This window comes from Micromonospora sp. CA-259024 (genome assembly GCF_050936255.1).
Lineage (GTDB): Bacteria > Actinomycetota > Actinomycetes > Mycobacteriales > Micromonosporaceae > Micromonospora.
In genome coordinates this window covers 2,841,402-2,856,892 of sequence record NZ_JBNJND010000002.1, presented here as the reverse complement: position 1 = coordinate 2,856,892, position 15,491 = coordinate 2,841,402, and the positions used below count along the sequence as shown (strand labels likewise).

11 protein-coding genes and 3 pseudogenes are annotated in these 15,491 nt (G+C 70.6%); 8 read left to right on the top strand and 6 right to left on the bottom strand.

What is annotated here, in order from left to right:
• Positions 1 to 14: 14 nt before the first annotated feature.
• Positions 15 to 3,293, bottom strand: coding sequence for an ATP-binding protein (locus ACQEUX_RS32850; protein WP_433056694.1), 3,279 nt, complete (start codon positions 3,291 to 3,293; stop codon positions 15 to 17).
• A 205-nt stretch (positions 3,294 to 3,498) separates the two neighbouring features.
• Here ACQEUX_RS32850 and ACQEUX_RS32845 point away from each other — a divergent pair, with 205 nt between their 5' ends.
• Positions 3,499 to 3,951, top strand: coding sequence for a helix-turn-helix domain-containing protein (locus ACQEUX_RS32845; protein WP_433056692.1), 453 nt, complete (start codon positions 3,499 to 3,501; stop codon positions 3,949 to 3,951).
• A complete protein-coding gene (locus ACQEUX_RS32840; protein ID WP_433056690.1) occupies positions 3,944 to 4,312 on the top strand; it encodes a DUF4180 domain-containing protein in 369 nt (122 codons plus the stop codon). Before ACQEUX_RS32845 ends, ACQEUX_RS32840 begins: the two co-directional genes overlap by 8 nt.
• 5 nt (positions 4,313 to 4,317) lie before the next feature.
• Here the strand turns inward: ACQEUX_RS32840 and ACQEUX_RS32835 are convergent, their stop codons facing one another.
• Complete coding sequence (locus tag ACQEUX_RS32835; RefSeq protein ID WP_433056688.1) at positions 4,318 to 4,941, bottom strand: hypothetical protein; 624 nt, start codon at positions 4,939 to 4,941, stop codon at positions 4,318 to 4,320.
• Between the two features lie 188 nt (positions 4,942 to 5,129).
• Between ACQEUX_RS32835 and ACQEUX_RS32830 the strand changes: the two genes are divergently transcribed.
• Both ACQEUX_RS32830 and ACQEUX_RS32825 read left to right on the top strand, forming a co-directional pair.
• Positions 5,130 to 5,912 (top strand): hypothetical protein, encoded by a 783-nt coding sequence (locus tag ACQEUX_RS32830; protein ID WP_433056686.1) that lies wholly within the window; start codon positions 5,130 to 5,132, stop codon positions 5,910 to 5,912.
• Positions 5,913 to 5,965: 53 nt separating this feature from the next.
• Entirely contained in the window at positions 5,966 to 6,187 is a 222-nt protein-coding gene (locus ACQEUX_RS32825; protein WP_238657317.1) for a hypothetical protein, read from the top strand.
• Between the two features lie 65 nt (positions 6,188 to 6,252).
• Here ACQEUX_RS32825 and ACQEUX_RS32820 read toward each other — a convergent pair whose 3' ends face one another.
• Both ACQEUX_RS32820 and ACQEUX_RS32815 read right to left on the bottom strand, forming a co-directional pair.
• Positions 6,253 to 7,158 (bottom strand): hypothetical protein, encoded by a 906-nt coding sequence (locus ACQEUX_RS32820; RefSeq protein ID WP_433056684.1) that lies wholly within the window; start codon positions 7,156 to 7,158, stop codon positions 6,253 to 6,255.
• A 401-nt stretch (positions 7,159 to 7,559) separates the two neighbouring features.
• Complete coding sequence (locus ACQEUX_RS32815; RefSeq protein ID WP_433056682.1) at positions 7,560 to 8,855, bottom strand: phosphodiester glycosidase family protein; 1,296 nt, start codon at positions 8,853 to 8,855, stop codon at positions 7,560 to 7,562.
• Between the two features lie 161 nt (positions 8,856 to 9,016).
• Here ACQEUX_RS32815 and ACQEUX_RS32810 point away from each other — a divergent pair, with 161 nt between their 5' ends.
• Entirely contained in the window at positions 9,017 to 9,556 is a 540-nt protein-coding gene (locus tag ACQEUX_RS32810) for a SigE family RNA polymerase sigma factor (protein WP_433056681.1), read from the top strand.
• On the top strand, positions 9,543 to 10,769 hold the full coding sequence (locus ACQEUX_RS32805; protein ID WP_433056680.1) for a hypothetical protein: 1,227 nt from the start codon (positions 9,543 to 9,545) through the stop codon (positions 10,767 to 10,769). Before ACQEUX_RS32810 ends, ACQEUX_RS32805 begins: the two co-directional genes overlap by 14 nt.
• Before the next feature lie 66 nt (positions 10,770 to 10,835).
• Here ACQEUX_RS32805 and ACQEUX_RS32800 read toward each other — a convergent pair.
• Positions 10,836 to 10,982, bottom strand: a pseudogene (locus tag ACQEUX_RS32800) (IS5/IS1182 family transposase); the annotation flags it as partial.
• Between the two features lie 15 nt (positions 10,983 to 10,997).
• Between ACQEUX_RS32800 and ACQEUX_RS32795 the strand changes: the two are divergent.
• Positions 10,998 to 11,263 (top strand): annotated as a pseudogene (locus ACQEUX_RS32795) (NF041680 family putative transposase); the annotation flags it as partial.
• An 86-nt stretch (positions 11,264 to 11,349) separates the two neighbouring features.
• On the opposite strand, the gene ACQEUX_RS32790 reads toward ACQEUX_RS32795, so the two are convergent.
• On the bottom strand, positions 11,350 to 12,636 hold the full coding sequence (locus ACQEUX_RS32790; RefSeq protein WP_433040727.1) for an IS256 family transposase: 1,287 nt from the start codon (positions 12,634 to 12,636) through the stop codon (positions 11,350 to 11,352).
• Positions 12,637 to 12,706: 70 nt separating this feature from the next.
• On the opposite strand from ACQEUX_RS32790, the pseudogene ACQEUX_RS32785 reads away from it, so the two are divergent.
• Positions 12,707 to 15,412, top strand: a pseudogene (locus tag ACQEUX_RS32785) (DUF3427 domain-containing protein); the annotation flags it as partial.
• Between the last annotated feature and the right edge of the window lie 79 nt (positions 15,413 to 15,491).

Below are 15,491 nucleotides of genomic sequence, written 5' to 3'. Positions count from 1 at the left end.
CGCCGGCCACGGGTTCAGAGCCGCCAGGGCAGCGGCTCGGGCGGCAGGTAACGGCAGGTACTGCCGGTCGAGACGGAATCACGCAGGTGACTGGCGAGGGCTGGGTGGCGCTCGTCGAGCTTGCGCAGCGTGTCCCGGATTCGCGCGGTCACCGTCTTGCGGGCCCGCTCGGCCTCGTCGCCCAGGCGGCGACTCCGGCCGGCCAGCCCCGCTGCCGCGCGTAGCTCGTCGAGCAGCGCACCCCGCTCGGCGTCCAGCGCGGCCACCTTCCGGCCGTCGTCGCGCGCGGCGGCCCGGTCGATCTCCTCGTCGAGGCGTGCCAGGTGTCGCCGGTAGCGAGCCTTCGCCTCGTCGTCGAGGACCGGGTCGCCGCCCATTCGTCGGGCGGCGACCAGCTCCGGCCCGGCGGCCGGGTCGAGCAACTCCACCGCCGGCACGTCGCTGCCCGGCCGGCTCAGCAACAGGTGCAGGTCGTGCAGGCCCTTGGCGTCGGGCAGGTGCACCACGACACCCGCGTACGCGAGTTGCCAGACCGGGCCGTCGCGGCGGAACTCGTACTCATCGACGGCGGGCGCGACCGGCGCGGCCTGGGTCGGCGCGACGGCCTGGCGTGGTTCGACGGCCTCGCGTGGTTCGGCGGCCTGGCCTGGATTGCCGGCGGCGGTGGGTGCCGGGCCGGCGAGCCGGTCGAGCACCTGGCCCATGCCGAGGGCGGTGGCGTCCCGGGCGGTGGCGGCGCGCAGTGTGGCCGCCGTCTCGGCGTCGCCCGGCTGGCCACGGCCGGTCAGGGCGTTCGCCAGCCCCGCGCAGGCGATGAGTGACCAGGGCCGGGAGCCCATCCGAGCGGCGGCGTCGCGGGCCGCCGCGAAACCGGCGATGGCGTCGTCCCAGTGCTCCTGCGCGGCGTCGACCACGGCCAGCCAGTGGTCGACGGGGCCGCTGATGTCGCAACCGAAGAGCCCTACCGTCCACTCTCCACGGTGCGGGGCCAGCGCGGCCCGCGCGTCGTCGCAACGCTGCGGGTCGCGGGACGCCGCGGCGGCCTGCGCACGCAGGCGTAGCCAGAGCGGCGACACCGGGCGCGGGTACCGGATGTCGGCGGTCTCGATCCCGGCGGTCAACCGGACCGCTGTCTCGTCGTCGCCGCGCTCCGCCGCGGTGATCGCCCGCAGCAGCTCCCGGTAGGGGTAGTCGGCCGGGGCCAGCTCGTTGAGCAGTGTGTCGATCTCGTCGAACCGGCCCTGGAGCAGCAGTCGGGACCAGCGCAGGTGATGGCCCATGAACCCGAACTCGGCGTGGCCCGGGTCGGTGATGTCGGTGAGGACTGTGAATTGCGCGTCGGCCTCGGCGAAGTCACCCCGGAACGCCGCGATGATCCCGCTGTCGACGGCTGCCGCCATCCGGTGTCGGGCGAGGTCGTCCTGCCCGCCGCCGGTGACGAAGGACGTGAACTCCTCGACGAAGCGGGGATCGCCCAACTCCAGCAGCGCCACCCAGCGCAGCGAGGTGGCCCACAGCTCGGTCTCCCGGTCGCCGGTGCGGCGGGCCACGTCCCGGATCTCCGAGGTGAGCGCTGCTCGGGCCGCCGCGGTGCCCAACCCCCAGGTGGTGTCGTGGCGGGCCCACAGGCTGAAGGTGAGCGTCTCGTCGTCCTGGCCCCGACGGGCGATCGTCTCGGTGGCGGTGATCAGGTCGGCGATCAACGTGCCCACCGACGCGTCGGCCTCCGGTTCGCCGATCAGGCGCCGGTACGCCTCGCGCACCAGCTCCGCCGCCTCGATCGGATGGACGGTCTCCACCTGGCGGGCGCGGTTCACGATGAGGGCGACGCGGGCCAGCAGCACCGGGTCGTCGAGTGTGCGAGCCAGCGCCCCGGCCTCGGTGAGCAGCGCGCCAGCCTCTTCCCGGCCGGCGTGATGATATTGGGCCTCGCCGAACTCGATGAGGATCCGCACTCGTTGCGCCCGGTCCTCGACGACCTCCAGCGCCCGGCGGAAGTGCACCGCCGCCTCGTCGGTGGCCAGCCGGGCGAACGCGTCCCGCCCGGCAGCGACCAGCAGCGTGGCCACCCGAGCCCGGTCGAGCGCGGGGCCGGCGAGGTAGGCGTGGCGGGCGAGGTCGGCCGGGATCAGCAGGTCGGTCAGCTCCCGCAGGTCGTCGACCGCCCGGACGACCGCGCCATGCCGGGCCCGCCGGTCGTCGTCGGTCAGCCCTTCGTAGAGCGTCTCCCGAACCAGGTCGTGAGCGAACGCGAACCGACCCCCACCCCGGGCTGCCACCAACCGTGCGGTCACCGCTCGGTCGAGCAGCCGGTCGACCTGCGCCGCCGGGGCGGCCACGCAGGCCGCGAGGACCTGGCGGTGGAACTCGCGCCCCAGCACGGCGGCGACGGTGAGCGCCTCGACCACAGCCGAGGGCAACTGGGCCAGGCGGCGGCGGACTGCTTCCCGTACGCCGGGTGCGATGGTGCCGGCCGCGTCGTCGGCGTGCCACAACCGGGCCGTCTGCTCGATGAAGAACGGGTTGCCGCCGGTACGCCGGTGCACCTCGTCGGCCAGGCCGGAGTCTGGCTCCCGGCCGGCGGTACGCGCCATCAGCGCCGCCACCTCGTCCCGGGACAGGCCGGTGAGGGTGATCGTGGTCGCCTTCGTGACCAGCGGCATCAGCAGCGGGCGCAACGGGTGCTCGCCCGACTCGACCTCCGCGTCGCGGTAGGTGCCGATCAGCAGCAGCCGCTCGAACCAGGTGTGCTGGGCGGCGAAGGCCAGCAGCCGCAGCGAGGCCGGGTCGGCCCAGTGCAGGTCGTCGAGGACGACCACGACCGGCCGGTGTTGGGAGACCGCGACCAGCGCGGCGGTCACCGCGTCGTACAGGGCGAACGCCTCGCGGTCGGCGATGTCCGTGCCGGCGTCGACGCCAGCCCAACCGGCGGTGCGGCCGGCCTGCTCGCTGCTGGTGTCGGCCTCGCCGAGCAGGGCCGCGAGCGCCGGTTCCGCGGTAGGTCGCGCCACCGCCCAGTCGTCGGCGGAGCGCCGCAGGCCGCGCAGCACCTGCACCCACGGCCAGTAACCGGGGGCGCTGTCGGAATCCCAGCAGGCGGCACCGAGCACCAGCGCCCCGCGCTGCCGGGCCTCCCGGGCCGCCGCCGTGACCAGCGTCGTCTTGCCGATGCCCGGTTCGCCGGTGACCAGGACGAGGCCGCCGTGGCTGGTGGTGGCCCGGTCCAGCTCAGCGCGCAGCAGACCCGCGGGGTGATCCCGCCCGATGATGGCGTCGCCGCGCCGCGCGTCCATGGTTTCCAGACGGTACTGGACCCATCCGACACCGGGGGGATCCTCGGCGCGGGTCTCCCGCCCGGCAGCTCAAGCCCGATGACGCCGCGGGCAGCGTTGCCGGGAGTGTGTTGGGGGCCCTGTGGAGCTGATGTCGTCAACGATTCAGACCGCATGGCCTCCCCATCACTCCCCAAACTTCCGCATCTGGATAGAATAGGGAGTGATGAAGGAAAACATGTACTCAGTTGAGCAGGTTGCCGAGCGGCTCGGGCTGCACGTGCGCACCGTGCGCGGCTACATCCGCTCCGGCCGACTGAGGGCGGTACGCATCGGCAAGCAGTACCGGATCGCCGCCAGCGACCTCGACGCGCTCACCGGGCAGACCCGAGCCGCCGCGACCACCACCTCCGTGGCGGAGGTGTCGAGCATCGTGCAGATCGACGGCGTAGACCGGACCGCCGCCGATCGGCTCGGCACGCTCGTGCTCGCCAGTGCCAACACCGGTCACGACCCGGCCAACCCACTGCGGGTGCAGACCGTGCACGACGAGGACCGCCACCGCATGAAGATCATCATCCTGGGTGACCCAGCGTCCACCGCCGAACTGCTGCACCTGCTCGACGCCGTCCTCAACGCCGACAACGGCCTACTCGACCGGGAGGTCCACGATGCCTGACGAGATCCAGGAACGCGCCGGGGTGCCGGTGCTGGTGTGCGACCCGGCCGGCCCGCCGGTCGCCACCGAGCAGGACGCGCTGGACCTGATCGGCGCGGCCTTCCTCGGCGCCCAGGTGGTGGCCGTGCCGGCCAACCGGTTCGACGAGCGATTCTTCTCGCTGGGCACCCGCTTCGCGGGTGAGGTGATGCAGAAGTTCGTCAACTATCGACTGCGGCTGGCCGTCGTCGGCGACATCTCGGCGCAGCTCGCGAAGAGTTCCGCCTTGCGCGCCCTGGTGCACGAGTCGAACCAGGGCGGGCACATCTGGTTCGTCCCCGACCTCGACGCACTGGACACCCGCCTACGCGCCGCTCGATAGCCACCTCACCGGTCGTGGACGACCGCCATCTCCACCGCGTCCGCCTCGACCCCACTGATCTGGGCCCGCTCGGCCGCCCAGCGCAGGTAGGCCAGCCATTCCTCGGATGACCACCCGCCGCGGCGGCCGACACCGGCCTCGGCGGGGAGCTGGCTGGCCACCACACGGTCGAGAATCAGGGGCTGCACACCACCCATCCCGCGCCGGTAGCTGACGAAGTAGAGAACCTTCGTGAACAAGCCCGGCCCCAACCACGGCAGACGAGCGTGGTCCGCGTCGCGGAAGCGGCGGTAAGCCGTGCGGAGCGCGTCCTCGTCGGGCACTGACGCGGACACCTCGTCCAGCGCGTACGCCAGGCGCTTGCCATCCGGGTCGGCACCGAGCGACCTGGCGGCGCGCCACGGGCCGTACCCGATGGGTCCGTAGCCCCAGATCAGCACGGCGGACAGCAGTTGCCGGGTGGTGGCCGAGCCGGCCCGGTACGCGTCGGCCACGGCGAAGACGTCGCGCCGCCAGACGTCGCCGCTCGGTGGGACGTTGTCGGGCCAAGCGTCCGGCGGCAACCCCGCCCGCCACCGGCCCACGTTGACGGTGATCGGGGCCTGCTCCCCCGGCAACGGCCTCTGCACGGTCGCCTCCCTCAGATCGCGTGCGTGTGCACCTGCTCCGTTCGGACGCTACGGTCGGGCATCCCCGCGCGCCGTCCGCTGACGCCATATCGCGGTATCGAGTGCCTGCCTGCCCTACCCCTCCACAGCACTGTCAGATCGGCGGGTCGAACGCATCTGCCGGAAAGGGGCCAGGCAAGCTGTTCGGCATGGGGCCAGAGATCGTCATCGCGGTAGTGTCCGCCGCCGTGTCGTTGATCAGCGTTGCGGTGACGTACCGGACTGCGGTCGTCACCCACCGCCTGCAGGACGAGGCACGCAACCGCGACAAGGTCGAACTCGCCGAAGAGTTGTTCCGACGCTATCGGGTGCCACTGCTGTGGTCGGCCCAGTCGCTGCAGTCTCGGCTGCACAACGTGCTCAGCCGAAACCTCCTACGCCAATACCTGCACTCCGGCGACAGCGAGGACCAGCACTACGTGCGCCACAACACCGTGTACGTCCTCGCCGAGCACCTGGGCTGGCTGGAGGTCCTCCACCGGGAGCAGCGCTTCCTCGACCTTGACTCAGTGAAGAGCACCAAGGAGCTCTTCACCGCGATCCAGCGGATTCACCATCCCTTGGCGACCGACGCCCTAACCGGCCCGTTCCGCGTGTTCAGGGGACACCAGCGCGCCATCGGCGAAGTCATGCTCAACCAGGTGGAGTCGCCTGAAGGCGCAGTGACCGAGGTAATGGGATACGCGGCCTTCTGCGATCGTCTCGAAACCGACCCGAGGTTCGCGTCCTGGTTCACCCGCCTTCTTGATGAGGTGGACGACGTGGAAGCCCGAGGCCAGCACGGGAACGAGCGACTGGTACGCCTACAGAATGAACTCGTCGAGCTCATCGATCTGTTGGATCCCCATGGTGAATGGCTCCCGTTGGACCAGCGTGAACGGCTGCCACGAACGGTCCCAATCCTGCCCACCTCGCGGACACCCAACGGCTGACGCACGCGGGTCCGCTTGTGACTAGCCGCCCGGTGACCGGGTACGCGCGATTCATGGGTAGCCACAAGCAGAACAAACACGACAGCGGCGGCGAGTCGGCGCGAGGTCGGCGGCATTCGGGCAGCGGTGCTCCGGGCCGCCAGGGCTCGCCCATGGAGCACTCGCCGGACCAACGGCACCGCCGTACCGCGACCGGCCCGGCCGGCACCGAAGGCGACCTGGGCCGGGCCAAGGTCTCCGGCGACGGGCGGATCCAGCGCCAGGGCGGCTCCTGAGCCGACCAGTCACAGGTGCAGCCGCCCCGCGCCTTCGCGGGGCGGCTGCACCGGATGAGTGGTTTCTACGCCGTCGCGCAGATGGCGTACGCCGTGTCGGACCAGTTCCCGGCGAATACGTCCTCCTCGTACGCACCCGAGGTGGCCGACGTCGGGGCGGTCGCGGGACCGCCGCTGGGGCGGAAGTCGTCCACGATGCCCTCGCCGGTCACGCCGTTCAACTCGTAGCCGGCGCCGGTCAACACCTTCCCGGCGGGGCAGTTCGCGACGACGCTACGGAAGTCGAGTGAGTTGCTGACGCCCACCGTGGACGCCCGCACCAGGCCGGGCAGCGGGTTCGCGCAGATGGCGTACGCGGTCGCCGACCAGTTCAGGGCCGTGGCGTCCGACTCGTACGCGCCGACGGTGACCGCCGTCGGCGCCGCAGCGACGCCGCCGTTGGGTCGGAAGTCGTCGACGACACCCTCGCCGGTGACGCCGTTCAACTCGTAGCCTGTACCGGTCAGCACCTTGCCGGCCGGGCAGGTGGCCGTGGTGGAGTGGAAGTCGGCGGAGTCGGTGACGCTGACCGTGGAGACCCGCACCAGGCCCGGCAGGGGGTTGGCGCAGATCGCGTACGCCGTCACCGACCAGTTGCCGGCGAACGCCTCCGTCTCGTAGGCGCCCACGGTGACCGCCGTCGGCGCGGTGGCCGGGCCGCCGTTGGGGCGCAGGTCGTCGACGACGCCCTCGCCGGTGACGCCGTTCAGCTCGTAGCCCGTACCGGTCAACACCTTCCCGGCCGGGCACGTCGCCGTGGCACTGCGGAAGTCGGCCGAGTTGCTGACGCTGGTCACGGCGACCCGCACCAGGCCGGGGACCGCGGCGGACGCCGGGCTCGCCGGGGCTATCACCGCTCCGGCCGCGACGAGACCGAGCACGAGTACGGACGCTCGGGCGCCGAACCGCCGGGCTTGTTTCTTGGTACGCATATGTTTCTCCCGTCTGGGGCCAGGGCGGCGGCTGGTCAACTCCGCGGAGTAGACGCCGACACCGAGGCCGATCGTGATGACGGGTTCACGGTAGGTAGTGGTCTGACCAGGCATTATCTCCAAACCGACTACGTCGCGTAACGGACCATGTCATCGATCGTTCCGATCGATCTGCGCGGCCCTGGCCGCCACCGAACACACCCCTACTTTGAGTGGGATAACGGCCAGAGCGCAGTCGACGCGGACCTCTGGCCGCCTGCTAAGCGGCAGGAGCCTCGCCCGGATACTGGGCGAGGCTCCTGCCGTTCCAGCTCCGGCCCGCCCCGTGCGGCCGGCCCCCGACCCACGGAGACCGGCCGCACCGGATCTGCTTAGGACCGGGACGCCTGCTGCGACGTCCGTCAGTTGCCGCTGCGGTACCGGCCGGCGACGTAGACGAGCGCGTCACCGACGGCCCGCTCGGCCCCGCTCGGGTGGCTGACAAGTGCGCCATCGGCGGCCATCGCCGTGGACCCGCCGCCGTCGAGGTTGATCGCGTCGTACATGCCGAGCGCCTGGGCGACCGCGGCGGTCTCGGCCAGGGTGGTGCCGACGCTGGTGGTCTGCCGCCCATCGATGGTGGCGAGCACGATCTTCCCGTCCCGCGTGGTGCCGGCGATGGTGCGCGGGTTGCGGGCGAAGAAGCTGTCACCGGGGGCGCCGTCCGGCACCACGATCTGACCGTCCGCCGTCAGCGGGTACCGGCCGTTCACGCCGAAGAGTCCGGGCCGCAGTGGCAGCTTCCGGCCCTGCTGGTCGGTGAGCGTCGAGTCCCGGTCCACGCACCCCTTGCCGGCGACGCCGAGCAGGGCGACGGTGTCCTTTCCGGTCGCCTGCAACGAGGTCTGGCCGGCGGCGAGGGTGGTGCCGCGGGTGGTCGCGGTGCGGACCACGCAGTTCAGCCGGTTGAGGACGACCTCCACGCCGGCGCCGGCCGGGGTGGACGCGCCGAACTCGGGGGTGAACTGCGCGACGTCGCCGGGCACACCGCACTGGGTCTGGTCGGTGAGGGCGGTGCAGTCGGCGGGGATCACCGGCGGGTGGTTGATGAAGTCCAGCGGCAGGGTGGCGTTGGTCCGCCGGTTCCTTATGCTGCCCGACCACGCCACCTTCCCGGTGAGGGCCTGGTTGCTGTTGGCGTCGACGATGAAGTTGACCTCGGCCGGTTCGGTGGTCGGCTCACTGAGCAGCTTCCCGCCGTAGAGCCCCAGCCCCACTGGGTCACCCGGGTACTGCTGGCTGGCGGTGAAGGTGAAGAACGAGGCGTTGACGCCGGCCAGGGCGCCCGAGGCGCGTACCAGATCGGTCGTCTTCTCGACCTGACCGAGGTCCGGGCCGTACGTCGCCTTCAGGTGCCCCCGCGCGCGGCGCGGGTCGATGGTGAGCACGTTGACCACCCACGGGCCGCGCGTGGTCGTGTTGATCTGGTCGGCGAGGGCCGGCTCGGTGCCCCGCACGATGCGGGTCAGCGTGACGCCGGAGGCCAGGGTGGTGCTGGTGCGTACCTCGGTCAGGTCGGCGTCGCCGATCGGCAGCGTGCCGCCGGCGGCGTCGGCGCGGGCCCCGGGAACGACACCGAGCGCCACGGCGGCCAGCGCGGCGGCGGTGAGCGCGCCGGCACGGCGGAAGCCGGACAGGCCAGGAGTGGAAACAGTCATGCCCCGACCCTGGCGACGCTGGGGAACCGCATACCCGACTCCAGCTGACACTTCGGCGAATTGTGCTGCAAGAAGGGGGATCCGGGGCGGGCTCGGAGAAGTTGAGGAAAAAGATTCCCGCGCGCGGCAACATTTGCCGGCCCCCGCTCCGTTCTACCCGCGTGAAAGCCGAGGATGAGGAAGGCTTCCGGGAGTTCGTCGCCGCCCATCTGCCGGTGCTGCGGAAACTGGCGTACGTCACCTGTGGTGACTGGCACACGGCGGAGGACGCGGCGGCGACCGCTCTGGCCAAGCTGTATCCACGGTGGCCGCGGCTGGAGCGACCCGACCTGTACGCGAAGACGATGGTGGTCCGCGCCGCCATCGACGAGAAACGCCGCCCGTGGCGGCGGGAACGCTCAGCCGGTGATGCGCTGCCTGAGGCGACGCAGCGCGACCCGACGACTGCGGTCGACGAACGGCTGCGGGTCAGGGCGGCTCTGCGGGAGATCCCGCCCCGGCAGCGCGCCGCCGTGGTCTGCCGCCATTACCTCGGCATGAGCCTCGAGGAGACGGCCAGCGTGCTCGGCTGGCACATCGGCACCGCCAAGAGTCAGACCTCCCGCGGCCTCGCCAGGCTGCGCGAGGTCCTGGCCCACGATCAGATCGACCTTGACCACACCATCGATCTAGAACGGGAGACAACCAGTGCGCGCAGATGAACTGGTGGAGAAGGTGACCTCCGACGCGCCGTCGCCGCGGTACACGGTTGACGACATCGTGAGCGCCGGACGGAAGGTGCAGCGGCGTCGTCGGGCAGGGTGGACGGTGGCCTCCGCCGCGTTCGCCGTCACCGGCGTGGTCGCGGCGGTCAGCATCGGCCTACCCGACGCCGAGGTCCGCCCGACCGCCGGAGAGCAGGCCGCCGCCGGCACGTCGCTGGTGACGGCGTCGCCGCTCACCCCGGCCGCCGGCTGGGAGTTCCCGGACGACCCGTTCCAGTACGTCTTCCAGCGGTTCGACGCGGGCAAGCTGCACGTGAAGGACCCGATCGTCGTGTCGACCGCCTACCAGATCGCCCCGCTGCACATGGACGGCCTGGTCACCAACGATCGCGCCGTCGACCCGAAGGACGTCGTCGAGCCCCGGGATGCCGCCGGCCCCAAGGGCGCCGCCGGCCCCAAGGGTGTCTCGAAGCCCGGGGACGACGCGCGGCAGCTCTACGCCTACCTGACCGTCTACCGGCCGGGCGCGTTCGACGCGGAGAAGTTCACCGGGAACCGGGTCACCGTGGACGGGCATCCGGCGATCGAGCAGGACGGACCGACCTACGGCGCGAACCTGCGCCGGGCGCTCGCCTGGGAGTACACCGACAACGCCTGGGCGGTGGCGGAGAGCTTCGCGGAGCCGTCCGACGTCGCCGTCGCCGACCTGCGTGCCCTGGTGGCCGGGCTACGGCCCAGCGTCCCCGCGCCGGCCCGGGTGCCGTTCACCGTCGGGTACCTGCCCGCCGGCTACCACGCCGCCGAACTCGGCCAGCACGCCTACGCCGGCCTGAACGGAATCGCCGCGGCCGGCGACGGAAACTACGGTGGCGCCATCTTCGCCGCCCCGGCCCTGCCCACCACCGGGCTGGTCGAGCCGTACGGCGGCCCGGAGGGCGAGGACCCCCCCGGCAGCTTCCAGATCTTCGTCGGTCCCAACGCCAACTCGAACCAGGCGCTGCCGGACGGCGAGAAGCCGCCGGCCGAGCCGAAGTGCGGTAACGGCTTCTGCAACGCCTGGAGCCCGGACGGCAAGACCACCATCCAGGTGGACAGCGACGGCCGGCTCTCCGACGCGGAGATGACCAGGATCCTGAAGGGCATCAAGCTCGCCGACGTCACCAACGAGCGCACCTGGCCGACCGCCGCCACCGCCCTGCGGGCCGGCTGACCTGGCCTGACTGTCCTACTCCCTTTCCCCTGGGCCGGGCCCGGCGATGTCGCCGGGCCCGACCCGACGCCATTGACGGGGCGGCCAGTGCGGTGGACTGATCGCGTCACCGCCACGCTCGGCGACCAAGCGGACCAGCTTGCGGAACTGGGCGGGCTGCAGCCCGGTAAACGGGAGGATCCAGGCCGGGCGGGCCGCCATGATCACCTGCACCCCGGCAGCCTGACCCTGCGCCGCCCCTGGGAGAAACCCACGCCACCGCAGCGTCTGTCACCCGCCCGCGTCCGCCGAGGGTTTCGACACCTCCGCACGACAGTCACCTGCCCGGCCGGTGCACCAAAACCCTCCCGGCCAGGACCGGGCGACCACCCGGCCGCCGCAACAACCACCCCACCCCGCGCCACGACGTCCACACCGCGACCACCACGACCGCCAAGACAGCAGCTACAAACAAGCCGAAGCCCGTCAATCCCCGCCCACGCCGCACAGGTTAAAGATCAAGTTAGTCGACAGGCTGAGCAATACCCATCTCCCGCCCAGTGGGGGGCTGTCTCGCTAACGGTGTTTTCGGCAATCTTGGTTAGTAGGTTTCAGCGGCGGGGAAGCGGTCGCTGAAGGTGATGGCGAAGGCGTTCAACGCGGGTTTCCAGCGCATCGTCCATCGGGTTCTGCCTGCTCCGGTGGGGTCCAGGGACCGAGTCACCAGGTACAGGCACTTCAACGCGGCCAGCTCGTTGGGGAAGTGGCCACGGGCCTTCACGGCCCGTCGGTAGCGGGCGTTCAACGACTCGATCGCGTTGGTCGAGCAGATCACCTTGCGGATCTCCACGTCGTAGTCGAGGAACGGGATGAATTCGGCCCACGCGTTGTCCCACAACCGGATCACCGCCGGATACCGCCTGCCCCACTTCTCCGCCAAGTCGTCGAACGCGGCGCGGGCCGCCTGGGCGTTCACTGCGGTGTAGATCGGCTTGATGTCGTGCTTCAGCGCGTCCCAGTACTTGCGCGACGTGAGCCGGAAGGTGTTGCGGATCAGATGGATGATGCACGTCTGCACCACCGTCTGCGGCCACACGTTCGTCACGACCTCGGGCAGGCCTTTGAGGCCGTCGCAGACGAGGAAGAACACGTCCTTCACGCCCCGGTTACGCAGGTCGGTCAGCACGCTCATCCAGAACTTCGCGCCCTCACCACCCGTGCCAGCCCACAGCCCGAGGATGTCCTTCTCCCCGTCGAGGGTGACCCCGATCGCGGCATAGAACGGCCGGTTCGCGACCTGCCCGTCGCGGACCTTGACCACGATCGCGTCGATGAACACCGCCGCGTAAATCGCATCCAGCGGGCGATGGGACCAGTCGGTCATCTCCTCGATCACCTTGTCGGTGATCCGCGAAATGGTCTCCTTGCTGACCGAGGCGCCGTAGATCTCGGCGAAGTGAGCGCTGATCTCTCCGGTGGTCAGCCCTTTGGCATACAGCGACAACACGACCTCGTCGACCCCGGACAGGCGGCGCTGCCGCTTGCGGACGATCTGGGGCTCGAACGTGCCAGCCCGGTCCCGCGGCACGTCGATCTGCACCGGCCCGTTGGCCTCGGTCAGCACCGTCTTCGAGCGGGTGCCGTTGCGGATGTTGCCCGACTCCACCCCAGCCGACTCATGTTTCTCGTAGCCGAGGTGTTCGGTCATCTCCTCGTTCAGCGCGGTCTCCAGGACCGACTTGGTCAACTGCTTGAGCAGCCCGTCCGGGCCGGTCAGGGACAGCCCTTGTTCCTTGGCCGCCCGGACCAACTCGGCCGCGGCCTTCGCCTCAGCCGATGGCTCAGGCCGCTTCTTACGTCCGGTCTGGTCGTTCAGTGTCGCGGTCATCACGGCACCCTCCTCACCAGGCACAACGCCTGGCGGGTCAGGCCGGAAACACCGTTAGATCCACAGACCCGTCAACGGCCGTCACCAGCCCCGCATCGGCCACGAGGTCAACCACGAGATGGCGTCGGCCGAGAGCGTCGACCTGCTCTGCGCCTTCATCAAGTGGTACGGCCTACGCATCGTCGAGCCGGCCATCCGCGAGCTGATCGCCCGAGGCGGCCGAGTCCGCGTCATCACGACGACCTACCTCGGTGCCACCGATCAGCGAGCGCTAGACCGGTTAGAAGAGCTCGGCGCCGAGATCAAGGTGTCGTACGAGACGCGGACCACCCGCCTGCACGCCAAGTCGTGGCTGTTCCGCCGTTCCAACGGCACCACCACCGCGTACGTCGGCTCGTCGAACCTGTCGAAGACCGCGCTGGTGGACGGCGTGGAGTGGAACGTCCGCATCTCGAACATGGAGCAGCCGCACGTCATCGACACGTTCTCGGCCACGTTCGAGGACTACTGGAACGATCCGGCGTTCGAGACGTACGACGCGGCCCGGGATGCCGAGCGACTGCGGCACGCGTTGAGCGGGGAGCGCCGCGACGAGGCAGCGACCGAGATTTCGAACCTGGACGTGCGCCCGTACCCCTATCAGGCCGAGATCCTGGCCGACCTGGACGCCGAGCGCCTGCTCCACGGGCGGTGGCGCAACCTGGTGGTGATGGCGACCGGCACCGGCAAGACGGTGGTCGCCGCCCTCGACTACCGCCGGCTGCACCGCAGCAAAAAGGCAGACTCGCTGCTCTTCGTCGCTCATCAGGAGCAGATCCTGCGGCAGAGCCTGTCGACGTTCCGGCAGGTGATGGGCGACGGCAGCTTCGGCGAGACGCTGGTCGCGGGCGAGAAGCCGAACGGCTGGAAGCACGTCTTCGCCTCCATTCAGTCGCTGCACCGCCGGGAGGTCGACCCCGAGGCGTACGACATGGTGATCGTCGACGAGTTCCACCACGCGGAGGCGCCGACGTACGCGCGGCTGTTGGAGCGGCTGCGTCCCCGCGTACTCCTGGGACTGACGGCGACCCCGGACCGGGCCGACGGCGGCGACGTGCGCCGGTGGTTCGACGGCCGCGCGGCCGTTGAGCTGCACCTGTGGGAGGCGTTGGAACGGCAGTTACTGGCGCCGTTCCAGTATTTCGGGCTGCACGACGACGTGGATCTGTCGCAGGTCGCCTGGAAACGCGGGCAGGGCTACGACCTGACGGAACTCAACGTCCTCTACACCGGCAACCACGCGCGAGCACGGTCGGTGCTGCGTGCGGTGAGCGACAAGGTGGACGTCGGGCGGATGCGGGCACTCGGGTTCTGCGTGAGCATCGCGCACGCGAAGTTCATGGCCGACTGGTTCAACGGACACGGCGTAGCGTCGGCGGCCGTGACCTCGCAGCCCGGCACTGACCGGGCGGGGCTGCTGCGGGACTTCAAGGCGGGCAAGCTGCGGGTGCTCTTCACCGTGGACCTGTTCAACGAGGGCGTTGACCTGCCGATGGTCGACACGATCCTGATGCTCCGACCCACCGAGAGCGCCACCATCTTCCTGCAACAGCTCGGCCGTGGGCTGCGCCTCGACGACGACAAGCCCTGCCTCACGGTGCTCGACTTCATCGGCGGGCAGCACGCCAACTTCCGCTTCGACCTGCGGTGGCGTGCCCTGACCGGGGTGAGCCGGCGGGCGATCACCGAGGCGGTCCGCGACGACTTCCCGAGCCTGCCCAGCGGCTGCCACGTCGAGCTGGACCGGGTAGCGAAGGAGGTGGTGCTCGCCAACCTGAAGAACGCGCTGCCCACCTCGAAGGCCGGCCTCGTGTCTGAGCTGCGGCAGCTCGGTGACGTCAGCCTGCCAACGTTCCTCCGGGAAACCGGCCTGGAGATCGAGGACGTGTACCGGTCCGCCAGCATCGGCGGCTGGACCGGGCTGCGGCGGCTCGCCGGCGTCGAGACGTCCGCCCCCGGCCCAGACGACCGGGAGCTGGGCCGGGCCATCGGTCGCATGCTGCACACCGACGACGTCGACCGGCTGGAGCTGCTGACCCGGGTCGCGGCCGGACCGCCCGCGCCAGGTCAACAGGTGTACGCGGGCAGCAGCCGACTACTGGACATGCTGCACTTCAGCCTTTGGGGGCCGAACGCACCCCTGTCGACGCGAGACGAGCGGCTGGCGCGACTGTGGAAGGAGCCGGCGCGCTGCACCGAGTTGCGGCAGGTCGCCGAGGTGCTGCGGGATCGCATTCACCGAGTCACGCCGACTACCGCTTCGGGTGCGGTGCCGCTGCGGGTGCACGCTCGGTACAGCCGCAACGAGGCGTGCGCCGCGTTCGGGATGAGCAACCCGGGCTCGCTACGCGAGGGGGTGAAGTGGCTTCCCGACGCCCAAGCCGACCTGTTCTTCGTCACCCTGATCAAGTCCGAGGCCCATTACTCCCCCACCACCATGTACGCCGACCGGGCCATCACCGACACCCTGTTCCAGTGGGAGTCGCAGAGCACGACCTCGTCGGCGTCGGGGAGCGGACAGCGCTACATCCAGCACGCCGAGCGCGGGTCGACGGTGCACCTGTTCGTCCGGGAGACCAAGCTCGCCGACCGCGACCTGGGCGCGCCGCCGTACCTGTACGCCGGGCCGATGACGTACCAAGAGCACAGCGCTGATCGACCCATGCGCATCATCTGGCGGCTGCAGCATCGGCTCCCCGCCGACATGTACGCCGCCGCTCGGGCCATCGCCGCCTGAGATCGACCGGCTGGCCTGTCCGCTACCGGTTGGCGGGTGGGGCCGAACCGCCGATATCCACGGCTGTCTCCGACCGCCT

Bases quoted from the DNA above. Each gene is read 5' to 3' on its own strand.
- ACQEUX_RS32820 (WP_433056684.1), bottom strand. From the start codon at position 7,158: ATGCGTACCAAGAAACAAGCCCGGCGGTTCGGCGCCCGAGCGTCCGTA.
- ACQEUX_RS32850 (WP_433056694.1), bottom strand. From the start codon at position 3,293: ATGGACGCGCGGCGCGGCGACGCCATCATCGGGCGGGATCACCCCGCG.
- ACQEUX_RS32790 (WP_433040727.1), bottom strand. From the start codon at position 12,636: ATGACCGCGACACTGAACGACCAGACCGGACGTAAGAAGCGGCCTGAG.
- ACQEUX_RS32815 (WP_433056682.1), bottom strand. From the start codon at position 8,855: ATGACTGTTTCCACTCCTGGCCTGTCCGGCTTCCGCCGTGCCGGCGCG.
- ACQEUX_RS32825 (WP_238657317.1), top strand. From the start codon at position 5,966: ATGGGTAGCCACAAGCAGAACAAACACGACAGCGGCGGCGAGTCGGCG.
- ACQEUX_RS32840 (WP_433056690.1), top strand. From the start codon at position 3,944: ATGCCTGACGAGATCCAGGAACGCGCCGGGGTGCCGGTGCTGGTGTGC.
- ACQEUX_RS32830 (WP_433056686.1), top strand. From the start codon at position 5,130: ATGGGGCCAGAGATCGTCATCGCGGTAGTGTCCGCCGCCGTGTCGTTG.
- ACQEUX_RS32845 (WP_433056692.1), top strand. From the start codon at position 3,499: ATGAAGGAAAACATGTACTCAGTTGAGCAGGTTGCCGAGCGGCTCGGG.